Genomic DNA, 18827 nt, shown 5'->3' on the forward strand with positions numbered 1-18827 from the left:
CGTTTCACGGGCGCGCCGCCCGTGTTTCCGGAGTGTGAAACCCCGCCGCGGCGTGTTTCACGGCTGTTTCGGAACCCTCACCGCCTTACCCGCCCGTCGGCAACCGTTTTCTTTTCCCCGGGTCATGCTCCGGTCCAGGTGAAACGGCGCCCGGAAAGAACGGCGCCCCGCGACCGGAAGGGGTCACGGGGCGCCGTGCGGCGGTGCCGTTCAGTCGCCGAGGATCGCGTCCACGAACGCCTCCGGCTCGAACGGGGCGAGGTCGTCCGGGCCCTCGCCCAGCCCGACCAGCTTCACCGGGACGCCCAGCTCGCGCTGCACCTGGACCACGATGCCGCCCTTGGCGGTGCCGTCCAGCTTGGTCAGCACCACGCCGGTGATGTTGACGACCTCCGCGAACACGCGGGCCTGCTGCATGCCGTTCTGCCCGGTCGTGGCGTCCAGGACGAGCAGGACCTCGTCCACCTCGGCCTGCTTCTCCACGACCCGCTTGACCTTGCCGAGCTCGTCCATCAGCCCGGTCTTGGTGTGCAGCCGGCCCGCGGTGTCGATGATCACCACGTCGACCCGGGTGTCGATGCCCTGCTTGACCGCGTCGAAGGCGACGCTGGCGGGGTCGGCGCCCTCGTCCTTGCGGACGACCTGCGCGCCGACCCGCGAGCCCCACGTCTCCAGCTGGTCGGCGGCGGCGGCGCGGAAGGTGTCGGCGGCGCCGAGCAGCACGGTGCTCCCGTCACCGACCAGGACGCGGCCGAGCTTGCCGCAGGTGGTGGTCTTGCCGGTGCCGTTGACGCCGACGACCATCAGCACCGCGGGCCGGTCGCCGTGCGACTCGGTGCGCAGCGAGCGGTCCAGGTCGGCGCCGATCTGCTTGACCAGCTCCTCCTTCAGCAGCGCGCGGACCTCCTCCGGGCTGCGGGTGCCGAGCACCTGCACCCGGGTCCGCAGGTCGTCGGTGACCTGGCGGGCGACGGCGGCGCCCATGTCGGCGGTGATGAGGGTGTCCTCGATCTCCTCCCAGGCGTCGTCGTCGAGGGTGTCGCGCGACAGCAGCCCGAGCAGGGTCCTGCCGAACGTGTTCTGGGAGCGCGCGAGCCGGGCCCGGAGCCGGACGAGCCGTCCCGCGCCGGGGGGCGGCCGCTCGATCTCGACGGTGGGCGGCGGGGCCGGGGCCTCGGTGGGCGGCGCCCGCTCGATGGTGGGGGCCGCGGCCTCCGCCTCGTCGACGGCGGTCGCGCCGTGCTGCTCGGCGGGCGGCCGCTCGGCGGGCGGGACCGGCGGACGGCGGCGGCGGACCGGGCGGCGCAGCAGCGTGACCCCGCCGACGATCAGCGCGACCGCGCACAGCGCGACGATGACGATCACATATTCCATAGCGTCCCCAGTTTTCCAGACCGGCGGCGCTGGACCTAACCACCGCCGATCACGCGCCCGCCCCGCACCTGAACGGCACGCCCCCGGCGGGCGTGCCGATCAGCCCCGGAGCGGCGGCCCCGGGGTCTCCCCCGGTACCGATGCCCGTTCGGAGCTCTCCCACTCGTCGACGTTGCGCAGCAGGGCCTCCAGGTAGGAGCGCAGATGGGTGCGGTAGACCTCGCTGTAGGTGCGCAGGTAGGCGATCTCGCGCTCCAGCTCGTGCCGCCGCCCTTCGTCGGCAGGGGCGGCCGGTCCGGGCGGCGCCGTCGCGGCGGGCGGCGGCACCGACCGGACCGCGGCGTCGGCGACCTCGGCGGCCTTGCGGTGCGCGTCCTCCAGCATCTGCTCGGCGCGGCCCTTCGCGTCGGACAGGATCGCCTCGCGGTGCAGCCGGGCCTCGTGCGCCAGCTCGCGGGTGTAGCGCTCGGCGTCCGCGACGTACAGGTCGGCGGTCTGCTGGGCCTGCGAGAGGATCCGGACGGCCTGGAAGTGCGCGTCCTCGGGGGCCATGACGCCGCCCGCGCCGCGGCCCGCCTGGGCGCGCAGCCGGTTCACCTCCTCGCCCAGCGCGGCCTTCTGGTTGAGGATCTGGACGAGTTCCCGCTCGACGTACTGCAGGAAGCCGCGGACCTGGTCCTCGTCGTAGCCGCGGCGGCCGAGGGCGGCCCGCGCGAACACCACCGACTGCAGTTCGCCGGGGGTCAGCCGGGTGCCGTCGGGCACGACGGGGAGGTTCGGGGAGTTCACTGCGGTCACCTCTGTGCGTCGGCGAAGGTTTCCAGGCGGATGCGGTCGCGCGCGACGCCCGCCGCGATGAGCCGGTCGACGGCGGTCTCCGTCATCGCCGCCGGCCCGCACACGTAGGCGTCGTGGCCGGGCCAGGGGCCGCGCCGGGCCACCACGTCGGGCAGGTCGCCGTGCTCGATGCCCTCCGGGCCGGGTCCGCGGCCGCCGCCGGACCCCAGCAGCGCGGAGAAGCCGTGCCCGCCGGACTCGTCGGGCGCGGGCTCGTCCGACACGGCGGGGACGACGGTCAGCCACGGCAGCACGGCGGCGCGCTTGCTCAGGTCCTCCAGGTCGTACAGGCCGTCGCGGTCGCGGGCGCCGAAGAACAGGTGCACGCGCGGCGGCGCGGGACGGCCGGCGATCTGCTCCAGGATCGCCTTGAGCGGCGCGAGCCCGGTGCTGCCCGCGACGAGCAGCACGTCCCGGCCGGACGACTCGTCCAGCGTGAGCGTGCCGACGGGCGCGCCCATCCGGACCCGGTCGCCGGGGCCGGTGGCGCGGACCAGGACGGGGCTGACCGGCCCGCCGTCCACCAGCCGGACGTGGAAGTCGACGGTGTGGTCGGGGCGCGGCGCGTTCGCCATCGAGTAGTACCGCCAGTGCCGCAGCCGCGACGGCACCTCCAGCGCGACGGACTGCCCCGGCGTGTACGGCAGCGGGCGGTCCGGCAGGATCCGCAGCACGGCGATGTCGAAGCGGCGCCGCTCCACCGCGACGACCTGGCCGTTCCACCAGGCGGGGCTGGCGAGCGCGTCCTCGTCGGCGGCCTCCAGCATGACCTTGGCGACCAGGCTGTAGGCGGCGTTCCAGTCGCTCTCGACGTCCGCGCTCCAGGCCGGGCCGGAGAAGTGCCGGAGCGTGGCGAGCAGGCTCGCCCCGACGTGCGGGTAGTGCTCGGCGACGATGCCGAACCGGCGGTGGTCGCGGCCGAGCTGCTGCAGGAAGGGCACGAGCGACGGCAGGTCGTCGACCTTGGAGACGATCTGGCCGAGCGCGCGCAGCAGCTTGTCGCGCTGCCCGGTCATCCCGATCGGGAACATGTCGCGCAGGTGCGGGTTGCGCACGAACAGGTCGGAGTAGAAGAACAGGGCGACGGCGTCGCCCTGCCCGGCGACGGCGGCGAAGTTGTCCTTCAGGCGCTGGGCGTCCACGCGGCGGTCAGGCGACGGGCTCGGCGGCGGCCTCCGTCATGACCTGGGCGACCAGGCCGTAGGCGGCGGCCCAGTCGCGCTCCAGGTCCTCGTTCCAGTCGGGGCCGCTGAAGTGGGCGAGGGTCGCCAGCAGGCTGGCGCCGACGGGGGCGTAGTGCTCGGCGGCGACCCCGAATCCGTGGTGCCGGCGGCCGAGATCCTGAAGGAACGGGACGAGTGTATCGGTGTCGTCGACCGTCGACACGATGTGCGACAGCGCGCCGAGCAGCACCTCGTGCTGCTTGCTCATCGCGGCCGGGAACATGCTTCTGAGCTGCGGTTCCCGGGCGAACAGATCGGCGTAGAAATATTCGGCGACGACAATGCCGTTCGCTCCCACCTGCGCGAAATTGTCCTTGAGTTTCTGCGGGTCCACGGGTGTCCTCTCCAGCGGTTCGCCGAGCCCGGGCGGGGTGTCCGGGAGGGGAGCCGGAGAACCACGGGGCACATGACTAGTGGAACCACCGGGCGGGCACAAGCCCGTCAGCGTCGCCGCGGGATCACGGTCGGTGCACACCGCCGGCACCATTCACCCGTCACCGGGGAAAATGCGGCGACGGCAATGCGCTATTCGGACGCGAAATATTTCGGGTGAACATCCGGAACGTCCACGCAACGAGACGGCGGTCTACACCGATAGACCAATTGGAATGGTCCAATTTCGCGGGCGAATGACTGGTCAGGCGGGTTCCTGCTCGCGGAGCCGCTGGCTCACGACCTGGGTGACGCCGTCGCCGCGCATGCTGACGCCGTAGAGGGCATCGGCGCCCTCCATGGTGCGCTTCTGGTGGGTGATCACGATGAGCTGGGACGACTCGCGCAGCTCCTCGAACACGGTGATCAGCCGCTGGGTGTTGGTGTCGTCCAGCGCGGCCTCGACCTCGTCGAGCACGTAGAACGGCGACGGCCGGGCCTTGAACACCGCGACCAGGAACGCGATCGCCACCAGCGACCGCTCGCCGCCCGACAGCAGCGACAGCCGCTTCACCTTCTTGCCGGGCGGGCGCGCCGCGACCTCGACGCCGGTGGCGAGCATGTCCTCCGGCTCGGTGAGCGACAGGCTGCCCTCGCCGCCGGGGAACAGCCGCGCGAAGATCCGCTCGAACTCGCGGGCCGTGTCGTCGTAGGCGGCGGCGAACACCTGCTGCACCCGGTCGTCGACCTCCTTGACCAGGGCGAGCAGCTCCCGCTGCGTCTTCTTCAGGTCGTCGAGCTGCGAGGTGAGGAACGCGTGCCGCTCCTCCAGCGCCGCGAACTCCTCCAGCGCGAGCGGGTTGACCTTGCCGAGCTGGTTGAGCTGGCGCTCGGCGGCCTTGGCGCGCTTCTCCTGGACGGCCCGCACGTACGGGGCGGGCCGCGCGTCCTCGCCCTGGTCGGGGTCGGGCGGGACGGGCTGGTCGGGACCGTACTCGTTGACGAGGGACTCGGTCTCCAGGCCGAACTCCTCCAGCGCGCGCTGCTCCAGCTGTTCGAGGCGGAGCCGCTGCTCGGCGCGCGCGACCTCGTTGCCGTGCACGACGTTGACGAGCCGCTCCAGCGTGCCCGACAGCTCCCGGACCTGGGTGCGGACGACCTTCAGCTCGGCCTCGCGGGCCGCCTTGGCCTGCTCGGCGGCCTCCCGCCGGCGGACGGCCGCGGCCAGCGACAGCTCGATCCGGTCCAGCGCGGTGCGCGCGCCCTTGAGGACGGCCTTGGCGGTCCTCGCCTGGAGCTCGCGGCGGGCGCGGCGCTCGGCGGCGCGGGCGCGCTCCTCGCGCTCGCGGCGGGCGCCGCGCTCCAGCGCGTCGGCGCGGCCGGTGATGGCCTGGACGCGCTCCTCGGCGGTGCGGACGGCCAGCCGCGCCTCCATCTCCGACGAGCGCAGCACCCGGCAGCGCTCGGCGAGCTCGTCGCGGGCGTCGGTGTCGTGCCCGGCCTCGTCGGCGACCTCGGCGGCCTCCTCCGACTCGGCGAGCCGCAGCGCCAGCTCCTCGGCGGCCTCGGTGTCGCGCTCCAGCGACTCGTTCGCCGCGTCGAGGGCCTTGGTGAGCCGTTCGGCCTCGCCGCGCGCGGCACGGACGTCGGCCTCCAGCCGGGCGGCGCGCTTGGCCTCCTGCGCGGCCTGCGCGTCGAACTCGCGGAGCCGCGCGCGGACCCGGTCGAGGTCGGACTGCGCCTGGTTCACCCCGGTCTGGGCCTGGTTCGCGGCGGCCTGCGCCGCGTCCAGCGCCGCTTGCGCGGACTGCTCGGCCTCCGCCGACGCGGTGAGCCCCTCCGCGGCGGCCGCGGCGGCGGTCTCGGCCGCGGCGAGGTCCTCGGTGGCCTGGTCGAGGGCGGCGCGCATCTGCAGCAGGCTCTGCCCGCCTCCGGCGGCGCCGCCCTGCGCCCAGTGCGCGCCGACGAGGTCGCCGTCGCGGGTGACGGCGCGCAGCGCGGGCTCGCGGCGGACGAGCGCGGCGGCGGCGGGGACGTCGTCGACGACGGCGACGCCGCGCAGCAGGTGCTCCAGCGCGGGACGCACCGCGCCGGGCACGGTCACCGCGTCGGCCGCGTAGTCGACGCCGGGCACGCGTTCGGACCGGTCGGGGTCTCCCCCGCCGACGAGCAGGCCGGCGCGGCCCGCGTCGCGGGACCGCAGCAGCGTCAGCGCCGCCTCGGCGGTGTCGAGCGACCCGACCGCGATGGCCTGCGCGGCGTCGCCCAGCGCGGCGGCCACCGCCGTCTCGTAGCCCGGGCGGACGGTCAGCAGCGAGGCGACCGTGCCGAGCACGCCGTCGACCGACCCGTCGGCGCCGGCCGCGAGCAGCGCCTCGCCGCCGTCGGCGGCGCTGGCGAGGGTCAGGTTCAGCGCCTCGATCCGCGCCTGCAGCGCGGTGACCTTCTTCTGCGCGGCCTGGTCGGCGGTCCGCGCGGCTGCGACGGCGGAGCGCGCCTCCTTCAGCGCGCGGCGCGGCTCGTCGACGGCGGCGCGGGCGGCCTCGGCGGCGTCCTTCGCGGTGGCGAGCGCCTCCTGCGCCATCTCGTGCTCGGCGGCGAGCGCCGGGTCCTCGACGACCTCGGCCTCGAAGGCCTCGAACTCGGCCTGCGCGGTCTCGGCGCGCTGCTCGGCCTCGGCCCGGGCGTCCGCGAGCCGGCCGATCTCCGAGCGGCCCGCCTGCGCCTTGCTGCGCAGCGCCTCGACGCGGCCGCGCAGCCGCGCCAGCTCCTCGCGGCGGTCGGCGGCGGCGCGGGCGGCGGCCTGCAGCCGGCGCTCCTCGGCGGCGAGCGCCTCCTCGGCCCCGGTGCGCTGCTCGACCGCGTCGGCCAGCCCGTCCTGCGCCTCGTCGAGCGCGGCGCGGAGCATCTCCTCCTGCTCGCGGATCTCGGCGGCCTCGCGCTCCATGTCCTCGGGGTCGCGCCCGCGGCGCTCCTCCTCGCGGGCTTCGGAGGCGTTGCGGTTCCGCTCGGCGGCGAGGTCGGCGACGCCGCGCAGCCGCTCCTTCAGCGCCGACAGCCGGAACCAGGTGTCCTGCACCTGCGCGAGCTTGGGCGCCTGCTCGGCCTCCTCGGCCTCCAGGACCGCCTCGCGCTCCTGCGCCTCGGCGAGGGCGCGCTCGGTCTCGGTGCGGCGCTCCCGGATCGCCGCCTCGTCGGCGGCCTCCTGCTCCAGCTTGGTGCGCAGCGTGACCAGGTCGTCGGCGAGCAGCCGCAGCCGGGCGTCGCGCAGGTCGGCCTGGATGACGGCGGCGCGGCGGGCGATCTCGGCCTGCTTGCCGAGCGGCTTGAGCTGGCGGCGCAGCTCGGTGGTGAGGTCCTGGACGCGGGTGAGGTTCGCCTGCATCGCGTCCAGCTTCCGCAGCGCCTTCTCCTTGCGCTTGCGGTGCTTGAGGACGCCGGCGGCCTCCTCGATCACCGCGCGGCGGCCCTCCGGGCCGGAGTGCAGGACGCGGTCGAGCTGCCCCTGCCCGATGATGACGTGCATCTCGCGGCCGATGCCGGAGTCCGACAGCAGCTCCTGGATGTCCAGCAGCCGGCACGAGTCGCCGTTGATGGCGTACTCGCTGGACCCGGACCGGAACATCAGCCGGCTGATGGTGACCTCGGTGTAGTCGATCGGCAGCGCCCCGTCGGCGTTGTCGATCGTCAGCACGACCTCGGCGCGGCCGAGCGGCGCCCGGTTCGCCGTGCCGGCGAAGATGACGTCCTCCATCTTGCCGCCGCGCAGCGACTTGGCGCCCTGCTCGCCCATCACCCAGGCCAGCGCGTCCACCACGTTGGACTTGCCCGACCCGTTGGGGCCGACGACGGCGGTGATGCCCGGCTCGAACTTCAGCGTCGTGGAGGACGCGAAGGACTTGAAGCCGCGCAGCGTCAGGGTCTTCAGGTACACGCGCCCGCCGTCCTCCTCCTGCGCTGCCGGCTCCGGGAATCCGAACGAACGATACCGGCCGCGGGCGGTGCGAGCACGGCACCCGCACGGATGGGAGGCGGATTCGGGGCACGGCCCGGAACGCCGGACGTAGGCCCGTTAATACGGCGAATGGCCGCAAAGGCCCCGAACTCGGTCAGACCAAAACCCTACGAAGGTTTGACCGGAGTCCGACCGCCCGGCGGCACGCCGTGACGCCCGTCACCGGGTGGCATGGGCAAAACAGAAGGGACGCCTGATGACGGCGTCCCCTGTCCACTTCGAGAAAAAGGCGCCGATCAGGTCAGCGCCGGCTCACGATCCTTCACCGCGAGCGACATCACGTCGTCGTCGGTCGCCGTCGCAAGCGCGTCGTTCTCCGCCTGGAGCCGTACGAGCTCGGCTTCCAGGTCCCGTACGCGCTGCTGCAGGCGCCGCATCTCCGCGACCATCCGGGGGTCGGGACCGCCGACGTGGCCGAGTAGAGCCTTCGCCATGACTAAGGGTCCTCCACGCTGAGTAACCAGCAGGGATCGCGCACGAGAAGCATCTGAAGTCGGTGCGCGTATCGTCTAGAGTCGCACCGGCCGGTGTCCTGGTCAAGACGCACATCACAGGCCGGTAACAACCTTCCTCTACTAGTTTAGCAGGTAAAAACCGGAACCCCCTACCCGGTCACCGTTCCAGGAAACCGGCGGCCTCGCCGCGCGGCTCGCTCCACCGCCGCGTCACGCCGGTCACCTTCCCCGGCCGGTCCGGCGGGCCCGCGACCTGCGGCGGGCCGTCGAGCGGATCGGCCTCCAGCAGCTCCAGCAGCCGCTCGCAGTCCTCGCGGGTCCCCTCCGCCACGACCTCCACGCGGCCGTCGCTCAGGTTCGTCGCGCTGCCGACCAGGCCCAGTTCCAGCGCGCGCGCCCGCACCCACCAGCGGAAGCCCACGCCCTGCACCCGGCCCCGCACCCACGCGGTCAGCCGCACCGTCTCCTGCTCCACGTCCCCCATCGCGCCCTTCCCGGCCCCCTCTTTCCCGAACCTGGGAAGCCTAATACCGCGCTCGGCGGGGCTTGGGCTGGCACACCGGGCAACTGTAGGACGAGCGGTTCATGAACTCGTCGCGGCGGATCGGCGTCCCGCAGCGGCCGCACGGCTCGCCGCGGCGCCCGTACGCCTCCAGGGACCGCTCGAAGTAGCCGCTCTCACCGTTGACGTTGACGTAGAGGCTGTCGAACGAGGTGCCGCCGACGGCCAGGGCGGCGCCCATGACCTCCCTGGCGGCCTCCAGCACGCGCGCGGCCTCCGCGCGGGTCATCGTCTCGGTCGGCCGCGCCCAGTGCAGCCTCGCCCGCCACAGCGCCTCGTCGGCGTAGATGTTGCCGACCCCGCTGATGAGGGACTGGTCGAGCAGCGCCCGCTTGATGCCCGTCTTGCGGCGGCGCAGCGCGCGGTAGAACGCCTCCGCGTCGAACGCGTCCTCCAGCGGGTCGGCGGCGATGTGCGCGATCGGCTCGGGGACGAGCGCGGCGGCGTCGAACGCGTCCGGCACGAGGTCGGTCACCATCAGGTGGCCGAACGTCCGCTGGTCGACGAAGCGCAGGTCGTGGCCGCCGTCGTCGAACACCATCCGGACCCGCAGGTGCTTCTCGCGCTCCCGGTCCGGCTCGCCGACGAGCAGCTGCCCGCTCATCCCGAGGTGCGCGAGCAGCGCCTCGCCCGGGTCGCCCTCCGCCTCGGCGCGCAGTGGCAGCCACATGTACTTGCCGCGGCGGCGCGGGGCGAGCACGGTCCGGGCGGCGAGCCGCCCGGCGAAGTCGGCAGGGCCGGCCTCATGGCGGCGGACCGACCGCGGGTGCAGCACCTCGGCCGACGCGATCGTCCGGCCTGCCGTCCACCGCTCCAGCCCGCGCCGGACGACCTCGACCTCGGGGAGCTCAGGCACCGGCGAGCCCGGCCGAGCGCGATCCCTTCGGCCCTGCCTGCGGCTGGGGCTGCGGCCGGTTCTCCGGCTCCGCGACGGCGCCCGCCTGGCCCGTTCGCCCGGCCTGCTCGGTCGCCTCCCGCTGGACGACGATCTCGCGGATCGCGTTCCAGGCGGCCTCGGCGGCGTGCTGCTCGGCCTCCTTCTTGCTGCGGCCCTCACCGGACCCGTAGGTCGCCCCGCCGACCCGCACCGACGCCCGGAACGTCTTCTGGTGGTCGGGGCCGCTCTCGGCGACGTGGTACTCGGGGACGCCCAGTTCCTCGACCGCGGTCAGCTCCTGCAGCGAGGTCTTCCAGTCGAGGCCGGCGCCGAGGCCCGCCGAGCGGGCGATCAGCGCGTCGAAGAGCCGGTGCACGAGCGCGGACGCCTCGTCCAGCCCGCGGTCCAGGTAGACGGCGCCGATCAGCGCCTCCAGGGTGTCGGCGAGGATCGAGGCCTTGTCGCGGCCTCCGGTGCCCTCCTCGCCCCGGCCGAGCCGGATGTGCGCGCCGACGCCGAGGGCGCGCGCGACGCCCGCCAGCGCCCGCATGTTCACCACCGCGGCGCGCAGCTTGGCCAGCTGCCCCTCGGGCAGGTCCGGGTGGCCCCGGAACAGGGTGTCGGTGACGACCAGGCCGAGCACCGAGTCCCCGAGGAACTCCAGCCGCTCGTTGGTGGGCAGGCCGCCGTTCTCGTAGGCGTACGAGCGGTGCGTCAGCGCCCGCTCGAGCAGGTCGGCGGTGACCTCGACGCCGAGGGCGGCGCTCAGTTCCGCGCGGTCGGGAGCGGGTTCGGACGACTTCTTGCTCACAGGCCCTCCTTGGAGGCCGGGCACCGCGCAGGGCGCGGTCGCCGCTGTGGCGCGGCGGCCGGGGAGGCCGCGACGGCGAGCAAGCACGACGCGTCCGGGTCGCCCCGGAAGGACGCCGTCCGCGAAGACGAGGTGCGCGCCGGTTCGGATGATCCCGGCGTGCACCACGGCTCCGGGCGCAGGGTCCGCGCCGCTCACCACGCCGACGTCACGCGCCGGGGTGGTCGGGTTGCCGCGCGTCCGCGAGGGGCGGGCGCCCGCCCGCGCCGTTCGGCGCGCACGGGCGGATCCGCCCCCCGGGGATGCGAAAAGGCTCAGGCCGACGGGGCGATGACCTGCCGCCGGTCGTAGGTGCCGCACGTCGCGCACGCGGTGTGGGGCAGCTTCTTGTCACGGCACGTCGGGCACTCGACGAGGGTCGGCGCGGTGGCCTTCCACTGCGAGCGCCGGTGCCGCGTGTTGCTGCGCGACTTCTTCCGCTTCGGGACGGCCACGTCAGCCCTCCTGCTTTCCTTGTTGGTCGACTGATCCACGGGGACCGGAGTCCCCGCGTCCCCCCTCGGGAGGCTCCGGCGACAGTTCGCCGGCGAGGTCCTGCAGCGCCGCCCAGCGCGGGTCGGCGACGTCATGGTGGTGGTCCGGGTCGTCCGCCAGCCGTGCGCCGCACTCCGCGCACAGGCCGGGACAGTCGTCCCGGCACAGCGGCGAGAGCGGCAGCGCGAGCAGCACCGCGTCCCGGAGCACCGGTTCGAGGTCGATCAGATCGTCCTCGAGTCGGAGCTCGTCGTCGTCGGCGTTCCCGCCGGAGCGGGTGTCAGGATAGACGAAGAGCTCCTGGAAGTCCGCCTCGAAGGTCGAGGCGATCGGGTCCAGGCAGCGGGCGCACTCCCCCTCCAGGGGGACGGTCGCCGTGCCCGTGACGAGCACCCCTTCCAGCACCGCCTCGAGCCGGAGGTCCAGCTCGATCGCGGCGCCCTCGGGGACGCCCACCATCTCGACGCCGAAGTTCTCCGGAGCCGGCACGGACAGGCGCATCTCCCGCGACGACCCGGGTTGCCTGCTGAGAGCTCGGGTGTCGAGCACGAGCGGGGCGTTGGGATCGAGGCGAGTCAGCGGAGTCCTGCTTTCGTGAGGCATGGCGAACTGCGGCCGCCGTAATGGCCGATGTCCCAGGGTACCGAACACCGGCCGATGCCCCAACTCGCGCCCCTCCCACCAGCGCCGCCCGGGCCGGCGCCGCGGCGGGCGACTCCGCTCGGGGCGCCGGTCAGGTCTGCTGCTGCAGCCGTTCCACGAGGCGGTCGTGCACGAGGTCGGGGACGAGGCCGGAGATGTCGCCGCCGAACTTCACGACCTCCTTCATCAGGCTGGAGGACAGGAAGGCGTACTCGGGGTTGGTGGCCATGAACAGCGTCTCCACGCCCGCGATGCGGTGGTTCATCTGGGCCATCTGCAGCTCGTACTCGTAGTCGCTGACCGCCCGCAGCCCGCGGACGATCACCGGGATGTCCTGCTCCTTGCAGTAGTCCACGGTCAGCCCGTAGAACTTGTCCACCTTGACGTTGCCGTACTCCTTGACCACGGCCGTGATCATGTCGGCGCGCTCGTCGACGGTGAACAGGCTCTTCTTGTTCTTGTTGATCAGGACGGCCACGACCACCTCGTCGTAGAGACGGGAGGCGCGGCTGATGATGTCGAGGTGCCCGTTGGTAACGGGGTCGAACGATCCCGGACAGACGACACGGCGCACGGCGCGAACCCCTTCGGTCCCGGTTTCTGACCTGCGGCGCGAACGTACCAAATCCGGTTCGGCCCGCTTTCACCCGGGCTGCTCGGTGCCCGCCGCAGGTCGGCCGCAGGTCGGCCGCCGGTCGCCGCCGGTCAGCCGCCGAGCGCGTCGAAGATCTTCGCGGCGATCGGGCCGGACTCGATGCCGTAGCCCTTCTTCTCCGTCATGACCGCGACCGCGTACCTCGGGTCGCTGGCGGGCCCGAAGCCGATGAACCACCGGTCGTTGTAGGGCTCGTTCTCCACGTCGGCGGTGCCGGTCTTGCCGCCGGCCACCGAGGTGCCCCGCAGCTGCTTGCCGGTGCCCTTCGCCACGACGGCCTTCATGAGGTCCCGCATCTGGCTCGCCTGGTCGGACGTCAGCGGACGCGCCATCACCTTCTGGTCCGCCCGCTGCACGACCGACCCGTCCGCGGCCCGCAGCTTGTCCACCAGGTACGGCTGCATGATCTTCCCGTCGTTCAGCACCGCCGCGGCGACCAGCGCCATCTGCAGCGGGGTGGCGACGGTGCTGCCCTGGCCGATCGAGCCGAGCGCGCTGAGCACCGGCTGGCCGGTCTCCGGGAACGCGCTGGGCGCCGCGGACATCCCGTCCGCGATCTTGATCCGGGAGCCGAAGCCGAACTCGCCCGCCTGGTCGTGCACCGCCGCGTTGCCGGGGTTCTGCGCGCCCATGTAGGCGAACGTCGTGTTGCAGGACTGGGCGTAGGCGTCGATGAGCGGGATCGGGTTCTGGTCGCACTCGCCGCCGATGTCGCCGGCGTCGTTGTTGATCGGCTGCCCGCCGCCCGGCGCCTGGTAGCTGCGCCCGGCGCGGACCTGCGAGTCCTCGCTCTTGCCCGCGCTCAGCGCGCTGGAGGCGACGATCGTCTTGAACGTCGAACCGGGCGGGTACACCTCGCCGGTGGCCTTGTTCAGCAGCGGCTTGAGCGGCTCGGAGTTCAGCCTGTTGAAGGCCGCCTGCGACTTGTCCCCGCTCAGGACCGACACGTCGTTGGCGTCGTAGGACGGTGTGGAGGCCATCACCAGGACGGCGCCCGTCTTGGCGTCGATGGCGACGGCCGCCGCGCGGCGCGCGCCGGTGGCCTGGAGCGCCTGGTAGGCGGCGCGCTGCGCCTTGACGTTGATCGTGGCCTCGACGGTGCCGCCGGGGATGTGCTTGCCGATGATCTTGTCGACGAGGTTCGTGGTGGCGAGCCGCGAGTCGCTGCCGTCCAGGAAGTGGTTCTCCGCGCCTTCGAGCCCGGTCTCGGTGAAGGGCGAGAAGTATCCCGTGATGGGCGAGAAGACCTTGCTGTCGGCGTAGTGCCGCTGGTATGTCTTGCCGTCCGAGGTGAGCTCCGACCAGGCCAGCCGCTGCCCGTCGGCGACGATGGGACCGCGCTCGACCTTGTTGCGGTTCTGCAGGCGGCGCGCGTTGAGGCTGCTGTCCCGCAGGTCCTGCGCCTGGAAGCCCTGAACGTAGGTGATGTTGGCGAGCAGCGCGACCGTCATCGCCAGCGCGACGACCCATGTGGCCGCCAAGGCGCGGTCGATCCCCGGTCTCATGCCCAGGCCCCTACCCCGCGCATGACGCCCGATCCGTCATCGCCATCGACTCCCAGGTGACTCTGGGCGGCCGTTCAGGGGGCGTTCAGCCGCCGAGCGCTCTGCCGTACCAGAACACGGCCTCGCCGTAGCGCCGGTCGCGTTCCCCCTCGTACCCGTCCGGCCAGACCAGGTTATGGCCCCGGACGGACCGCTCGACGACGACCAGCGCGTCCGGGGCCGTCCAGCCGTGGTCGCGCAGGTCTTCGAGCAGGCCGGTGACGGCGGCGTCGGCGAGGGCGTAGGGCGGGTCGGCGAAGACCAGGTCGTACGGCTCGTCCGGCGCGGTGCGGGCGAGCCGCTCCACCTTCTCCCCCATCGGGACGGCCCCGGGCAGCCCGAGCGCCGCGGCGTTCTGCCGGATCACCTTCAGCGCCCGCGGGTGCGACTCGACCAGCAGGGCGTGCGCCGCGCCCCGCGACAGCGCCTCCAGGCCCACCGCGCCGGACCCCGCGTACAGGTCGGCGACGCGCAGCCCGTCCAGCGGGCCGAGCAGGGCCAGCACGGTGGAGAACAGGCCCTCCCGCGCCCGGTCGCTCGTCGGCCTGGTGTCCCGTCCGGCCGGGACGGCCAGCCGCCGTCCGCCCGCGCTCCCCGCGATGACCCTGGTCATCCGTCCAGTTTCGCAGGATCCGGGGCCCTGCCGCGCCGCCGCGGGTGCCGTGCCGCGGGGCCGGGCGCCGGTCCGGGGCTCCGGGCGGCGGGCTCCGACGGGCCGTCCTGACTCGATCGACCGCACGGGTCGTTGCGGAAGGTGCACAAACGACCACCGGGACCGTTGTGAACCTGTCCCCAAATACGGGGATCGCCGTTCACTTCGACTACGTGACGTGTCAACGTGCTCGCAGGTTGTGCGACCAACCCCCTCCCCCTCAGGAGCATCTGTGCACCACGGTAGGAGAATCGCGGTGACGGCCGGAGCGACGGTTCTCGGCCTCGCCGCCATGAGCGGCGTGTCGAACGCCGACGCCTCCCGGCCCCCCGCCGACCGACCGTCCCTCCGGCTCGCGCCCGCCGCGCAGCCGGCGGGAACCCACAAGCTGAAGGCCCGGAAGCCGGCTCGTCCCGCCGAACACCGCCACCGCGCGAAGAGCGCCGTGCACAAGGTGAAGCGCGCTCGGCCGGCGGCCAAGACGGTCGCGAAGGCGAAGCCGGCGGCACCCGTACTGGACCTGCACCTGAACGCCACCCTCGCCTACGACCAGCGCACGAACACCGCCGGCGCCGGTCTCGACCTGGGCGCGGGCGTCAGGACGCCGGACGGCGAGGCCGGCCTCCGGGTACGGACCGGCGCGAGCGTCGGCCTCAACGACGCCACGCTCAACGCGGGCGCCCGCGTGGACGGGAACGCCAGGACACCGGCCGGCGGCACGAACCTGAAGGTGCAGGCCGGGACGACCCTGTCGGCGGGACGGCGGCTCATCAGCGGCAACGCCGAACTGGCCGCCGGGCTGGCGCCGGCGGGCGGCACGCCCGTGTCGGCGCACGTGAACCTCGGCGCCTGCGTCGGCAGCGGCTGCGAGCAGGCCCCCGCGCCGCCGAGCCCGCCGACCCCGCCGCCCACCTCACCGCTTCCGCCGTCGCCGCCGACGCCGCCCCCGGGCCCCACCACCCCGCCGAGCCCGTCTCCGGCGCCGCCCGGGCCGCCGTCGGCGCCGCTGCTGCCCGACCTGCCGTCCGCGCATGGCGGCGGGCTCGGGTCCGGCGTCTCCGCGTCGGCGTACGTCCCGCCGAAGGGCCTGCCGTTCACCGGCACCGACGCGCTGCCCATCGCCGCGCTCGGCCTCGCCGCCGTCACGGCCGGGGCCGCGGCGATCGCCGCGACCCGCAGGCGCGCCGCGGCACGCGAGTCCTGACCCGCGTCCACGGTCCAGGGGCGCCCTCGTCCGGGACGCCCCTGGACCGTTTCGGCTTCAGAGCCGCTGCGAGGACGCGACCGTCCACCCTCCGCCCGTCCGCCGCAGCAGCAGGCGGTGGAACGAGACCGGGTCCTTGTCGGTGCACGCGCCCTTGCAGTCGCCGACGGCGATGAGCGCGGTCAGCCCCCGCGGACCGTCGCCCGCGCGCAGGCCCAGCTCCACCGGCGTCCCCGACGCGACGGACGGATCCCGGTAGACGGCGCCGAGGGCCCCGCGCGCCTGCGTCCCCGGCCACGGGAGGCCCGAGGTGTCGGCGCGCTGCGACCCCGCCTTGAGCGTGTAGAGGGTGTCGAGGAGCCACCGGTTCCCCTGCCTGACCATCGTCGCGCGCATCGGGTCCGACAGCAGGCGCGGCGACGCGCCCTCGGCGCGCACCGTCCGCTTGACGAACGACAGCACGCTGACGCTGCCGGACGCCGCGCCGACCACCGCGGAGTCGACGACGTCGGTGGTCACCGACCCCTTCTTGTCCTGGAGCTCCTTGCGGTAGCCGCTCGCCGCGAGCTGCCGGTCGTAGTCGGCGCCGTAGCGCGGCGTCGACACCTGGTGCGCCGCCGCCACGTTCCTTCTTGCGAGGAGTGGTCGAAGCTGAGCACCGTCTTGACCGCCTCCGAGGCCGGCGCGATCGCCGCGCTCGCCGCCGCGGGCGGGGCCGCCTGGTCGGTGGACGCCGTGGCGGGCGCGTCCGGCGAGCCGTTCGCCAGCACCGCCCAGGCCGTCCCGCCGCCCGCGAGGACCACGAGCGGCACCGCCGCGAGCGCCGCACGGCGGCCGACGCGGTGGGCCGGGCGCGGGACCGTGTCGGGCGTCGGCGGCTCCGGTCCGGTCCCCGCCGCGCCGAACCGGTCCGGCAGGGGCGGCGTGCGCCGGTCCCCCGCCAGCTGCGCGCCGGTCGTCAGCGCGCCGCCGTCCCTGGGCGCGGGCGGGACGTCGCGGCCGATCAGGTCGAGCAGCACCTGCTGCGCCTCGGGACGCCGCGCCGGGTCCTTCGCCAGGCAGGCGGCGACGGAGCCGCGCAGCGTCCCCGGCAGGGGCGACAGGTCCGGCTCGTAGTGCAGGATCCGGTGGAACACCGCGGAGATCGAGTCGTTGCCGAACGGATGCCGGCCCGTCGCGGCGAACAGCATCGTCGCGGCCCAGGTGAACATGTCGACGCCGGTGCCGAGCTCGGCGTCGGTCACCTGCTCGGGCGCCATGTAGGACGGCGTCCCGACGACGCCGCTGCCCCGCGCCGCCGCGTCGCCGATCAGCCGGGCGATGCCGAAGTCGATGACGCGCGGGCCGTCCGGCCCCATCAGCACGTTCGACGGCTTGAAGTCGCGGTGCAGGATCCCCGCGCGGTGGATCGCCGCGAGCGCGGTGACCGTGCCGATCGCCAGCCGGTCCAGGTCGGTGCCGGCCCGCGGGCCGCGCTCGGTCACCAGCCCGGTCAGCGACGGGCCCGGCACGTACTCGCTGACGACGTACGGCGTCTCGGCGGACACGTCGGCGTCGACGACCTGCGCCGTGCAGAACCCGGCGACCCGCTCGATCAGCTTCAGCTCGCGCTCGAACCGGGCCCGCCACTCGGGGCTGCGGCTCAGCTGCGCGCGCAGCAGCTTGACGGCGCCGTGCATGCCGTCGTCGCGGCGGCCCAGGTAGACGACGCTCTGCCCGCCCTCGCCGAGCCGTCCGAGCAGCTCGTACCGCCCCAGCCGCCCCGGGTCGTCCGGCCGCAGTGGGGCAACGGGCGTCATCGGCCCTCCTCCGTCGCGTGGACCGCCACGGGAACACCTACCCGCGCGGGCACCGTCCGGCCCTTACCTTCCGGTGCCACGTTAGACGTCGGTGATCGTCCGTGAGTTCTCGGTCACCGCCCGCCGACCGTCCCGCGCAGGTCTTGAAGCGAGCAGGGCGCCCCACCCCAGAACGTCCCGCCCGCATCGAGACCGGCGCGGTGGAGGTGAGAGCGGGCCGCCCGCGGGCCCGCGTACGCCTACGCGAGCGCCCAGCGGACCTGGGTGCGCACACCCGGGTCCGGGTCGGTGAGGGATTCGGTGAGCGCCGTGACCACCTCGGGACGGTCCGCCGCCCACTGCTCCAGGGCCCGCACGGCGGCGCGCCGCACGTCCACGATCCGGTCGCCGAGGGCCCGGACGAGCGGCTGGACGGCGACGTCGGCGCGGGCCCGGCCGAGCGCCCGCACGGCGCGGCGCCGCACCTGCCAGCTGGCGTGCGCGGTCGAGGTGACGACGCGCCCCTCCAGCGGTCCGGGGACGCCCAGCTCCGCCGCCGCGTCGAGCGCGGCCATCCGGACGACGGGGTCGTGGTCGCCGAGCAGGTGCTCCAGCGCGGTGAGCGCGGCGGGGCCGGACAGCCGGGCGAGGCCCTCGGCGACGGCGACCCGCACCTCGCGGGACGGGTCGTCGGCCGCGTCGGCGACCTCGGGCACGGCGCCGAGCGCGACGAGCCCGAGCACGGCCTGGATCCGGACCTGCGGTTCGTCGTCCTGCAGGCCCTGCGCGTACAGCTCCCCGGCGCCGCGGGAGAGGATCGTGAGCAGTTCGGCGGCGGTGTCGCGGACGAGGCGGTCGCGGCCGCGGGCGGCGGCGAGCCGCAGCGCGCCGATGCCGTCCTCGCCGATGTACAGCTCGGGCAGCCGGCGCAGCGCGTCGGCGGCGCGGCCGCGGACGTCGCCGTCCTCGTCGGCGAGCGCCCAGGCGAGGGTGTCGCCGGCGCCGCGCGGCGCGTCGCCCGCGCGGACGGCGGCGGTGAGCGCGGTGACCGCGGCGGCGCGGGTCGCGGGGTCGGTCGCGCGGAGGGACTCCTCCACGTCGTCGAGCCGGGTGATCGTCATGGTGTGGCCTCCTGGAAGCCGTCGGTCCTGGACGGGCCGGGCGGGCGCCCGGACCCCGGTCGGGATCAGCGACGGGAACACAGGGCGCTGGCCACGCGCCGCAGGTCGACGTGCAGCCGGGCGACGAGGGCCGAGTTCGGGGTCACGCGACCATCGTGGCGGCGATCCGAC

At 74.3% G+C, this 18827-nt stretch carries 18 protein-coding genes and 1 pseudogene; 1 reads left to right on the forward strand and 18 read right to left on the reverse strand.

Annotation, left to right across the window (positions count from 1 at the left end; translation table 11 throughout):
* Nucleotides 1-210 precede the first annotated feature (210 nt).
* The 14 genes and pseudogenes from ftsY to rsmD all read right to left on the reverse strand — a co-directional run bounded on the left by ftsY (nt 211) and on the right by rsmD (nt 14514).
* Nucleotides 211-1374: a signal recognition particle-docking protein FtsY gene (ftsY, locus tag ABT299_RS20290; protein ID WP_433139688.1), complete on the reverse strand. Its 1164-nt coding sequence runs from the start codon at nt 1372-1374 to the stop codon at nt 211-213.
* A gap of 99 nt (nt 1375-1473) precedes the next feature.
* A complete protein-coding gene (locus tag ABT299_RS20295; protein WP_433139691.1) occupies nt 1474-2163 on the reverse strand; it encodes a DivIVA domain-containing protein in 690 nt (229 codons plus the stop codon).
* 5 nt (nt 2164-2168) lie between these two features.
* The gene (locus ABT299_RS20300) at nt 2169-3353 is read right to left on the reverse strand and encodes a globin domain-containing protein (protein WP_500251682.1); all 1185 of its coding nucleotides are present in this window, start codon (nt 3351-3353) and stop codon (nt 2169-2171) included.
* 7 nt (nt 3354-3360) lie between these two features.
* On the reverse strand, nt 3361-3768 hold the full coding sequence (locus tag ABT299_RS20305) for a globin domain-containing protein (RefSeq protein WP_387027313.1): 408 nt from the start codon (nt 3766-3768) through the stop codon (nt 3361-3363).
* 303 nt (nt 3769-4071) lie between these two features.
* Nucleotides 4072-7740: a chromosome segregation protein SMC gene (smc, locus tag ABT299_RS20310; RefSeq protein ID WP_387027311.1), complete on the reverse strand. Its 3669-nt coding sequence runs from the start codon at nt 7738-7740 to the stop codon at nt 4072-4074.
* Between the two features lie 317 nt (nt 7741-8057).
* Nucleotides 8058-8255: a hypothetical protein gene (locus ABT299_RS20315; protein WP_021598747.1), complete on the reverse strand. Its 198-nt coding sequence runs from the start codon at nt 8253-8255 to the stop codon at nt 8058-8060.
* Nucleotides 8256-8433: 178 nt separating this feature from the next.
* Complete coding sequence (locus ABT299_RS20320; RefSeq protein ID WP_190859719.1) at nt 8434-8760, reverse strand: acylphosphatase; 327 nt, start codon at nt 8758-8760, stop codon at nt 8434-8436.
* 40 nt (nt 8761-8800) lie between these two features.
* Complete coding sequence (gene mutM / locus ABT299_RS20325) at nt 8801-9694, reverse strand: bifunctional DNA-formamidopyrimidine glycosylase/DNA-(apurinic or apyrimidinic site) lyase (RefSeq protein WP_190859717.1); 894 nt, start codon at nt 9692-9694, stop codon at nt 8801-8803.
* Between the two features lie 136 nt (nt 9695-9830).
* Nucleotides 9831-10484: pseudogene (gene rnc / locus ABT299_RS20330) on the reverse strand (ribonuclease III); the annotation flags it as partial.
* Between the two features lie 356 nt (nt 10485-10840).
* Nucleotides 10841-11020 (reverse strand): 50S ribosomal protein L32, encoded by a 180-nt coding sequence (gene rpmF, locus ABT299_RS20335; RefSeq protein WP_151545395.1) that lies wholly within the window; start codon nt 11018-11020, stop codon nt 10841-10843.
* Between the two features lies 1 nt (nt 11021).
* Complete coding sequence (locus ABT299_RS20340; RefSeq protein WP_190859715.1) at nt 11022-11663, reverse strand: YceD family protein; 642 nt, start codon at nt 11661-11663, stop codon at nt 11022-11024.
* A gap of 130 nt (nt 11664-11793) precedes the next feature.
* The gene (coaD, locus tag ABT299_RS20345; RefSeq protein WP_190859712.1) at nt 11794-12276 is read right to left on the reverse strand and encodes a pantetheine-phosphate adenylyltransferase; all 483 of its coding nucleotides are present in this window, start codon (nt 12274-12276) and stop codon (nt 11794-11796) included.
* A 131-nt stretch (nt 12277-12407) separates the two neighbouring features.
* Entirely contained in the window at nt 12408-13862 is a 1455-nt protein-coding gene (locus ABT299_RS20350; protein WP_500251683.1) for a penicillin-binding transpeptidase domain-containing protein, read from the reverse strand.
* A gap of 85 nt (nt 13863-13947) precedes the next feature.
* Nucleotides 13948-14514, reverse strand: a complete 567-nt coding sequence (gene rsmD / locus ABT299_RS20355) for a 16S rRNA (guanine(966)-N(2))-methyltransferase RsmD (RefSeq protein ID WP_190859708.1) — start codon at nt 14512-14514, stop codon at nt 13948-13950.
* Nucleotides 14515-14809: 295 nt separating this feature from the next.
* On the opposite strand from rsmD, the gene ABT299_RS20360 reads away from it, so the two are divergent.
* A complete protein-coding gene (locus ABT299_RS20360) occupies nt 14810-15757 on the forward strand; it encodes a hypothetical protein (RefSeq protein WP_500251684.1) in 948 nt (315 codons plus the stop codon).
* A gap of 57 nt (nt 15758-15814) precedes the next feature.
* On the opposite strand, the gene ABT299_RS20365 is transcribed toward ABT299_RS20360, so the two are convergent.
* The 4 genes from ABT299_RS20365 to ABT299_RS20380 all read right to left on the reverse strand — a co-directional run bounded on the left by ABT299_RS20365 (nt 15815) and on the right by ABT299_RS20380 (nt 18802).
* Nucleotides 15815-16381, reverse strand: coding sequence for a hypothetical protein (locus tag ABT299_RS20365; RefSeq protein WP_500251685.1), 567 nt, complete (start codon nt 16379-16381; stop codon nt 15815-15817).
* Nucleotides 16273-17556, reverse strand: a complete 1284-nt coding sequence (locus tag ABT299_RS20370) for a serine/threonine protein kinase (RefSeq protein WP_500251686.1) — start codon at nt 17554-17556, stop codon at nt 16273-16275. Before ABT299_RS20370 ends, ABT299_RS20365 begins: the two co-directional genes overlap by 109 nt.
* A 239-nt stretch (nt 17557-17795) precedes the next feature.
* The gene (locus ABT299_RS20375; RefSeq protein ID WP_500251687.1) at nt 17796-18656 is read right to left on the reverse strand and encodes a HEAT repeat domain-containing protein; all 861 of its coding nucleotides are present in this window, start codon (nt 18654-18656) and stop codon (nt 17796-17798) included.
* A 65-nt stretch (nt 18657-18721) separates the two neighbouring features.
* Nucleotides 18722-18802: a putative leader peptide gene (locus ABT299_RS20380; RefSeq protein WP_372442199.1), complete on the reverse strand. Its 81-nt coding sequence runs from the start codon at nt 18800-18802 to the stop codon at nt 18722-18724.
* Between the last annotated feature and the right edge of the window lie 25 nt (nt 18803-18827).

Source organism: Spirillospora sp. NPDC000708 (assembly GCF_040299565.1).
In the GTDB taxonomy this organism is placed as follows: Bacteria; Actinomycetota; Actinomycetes; order Streptosporangiales; family Streptosporangiaceae; genus Spirillospora.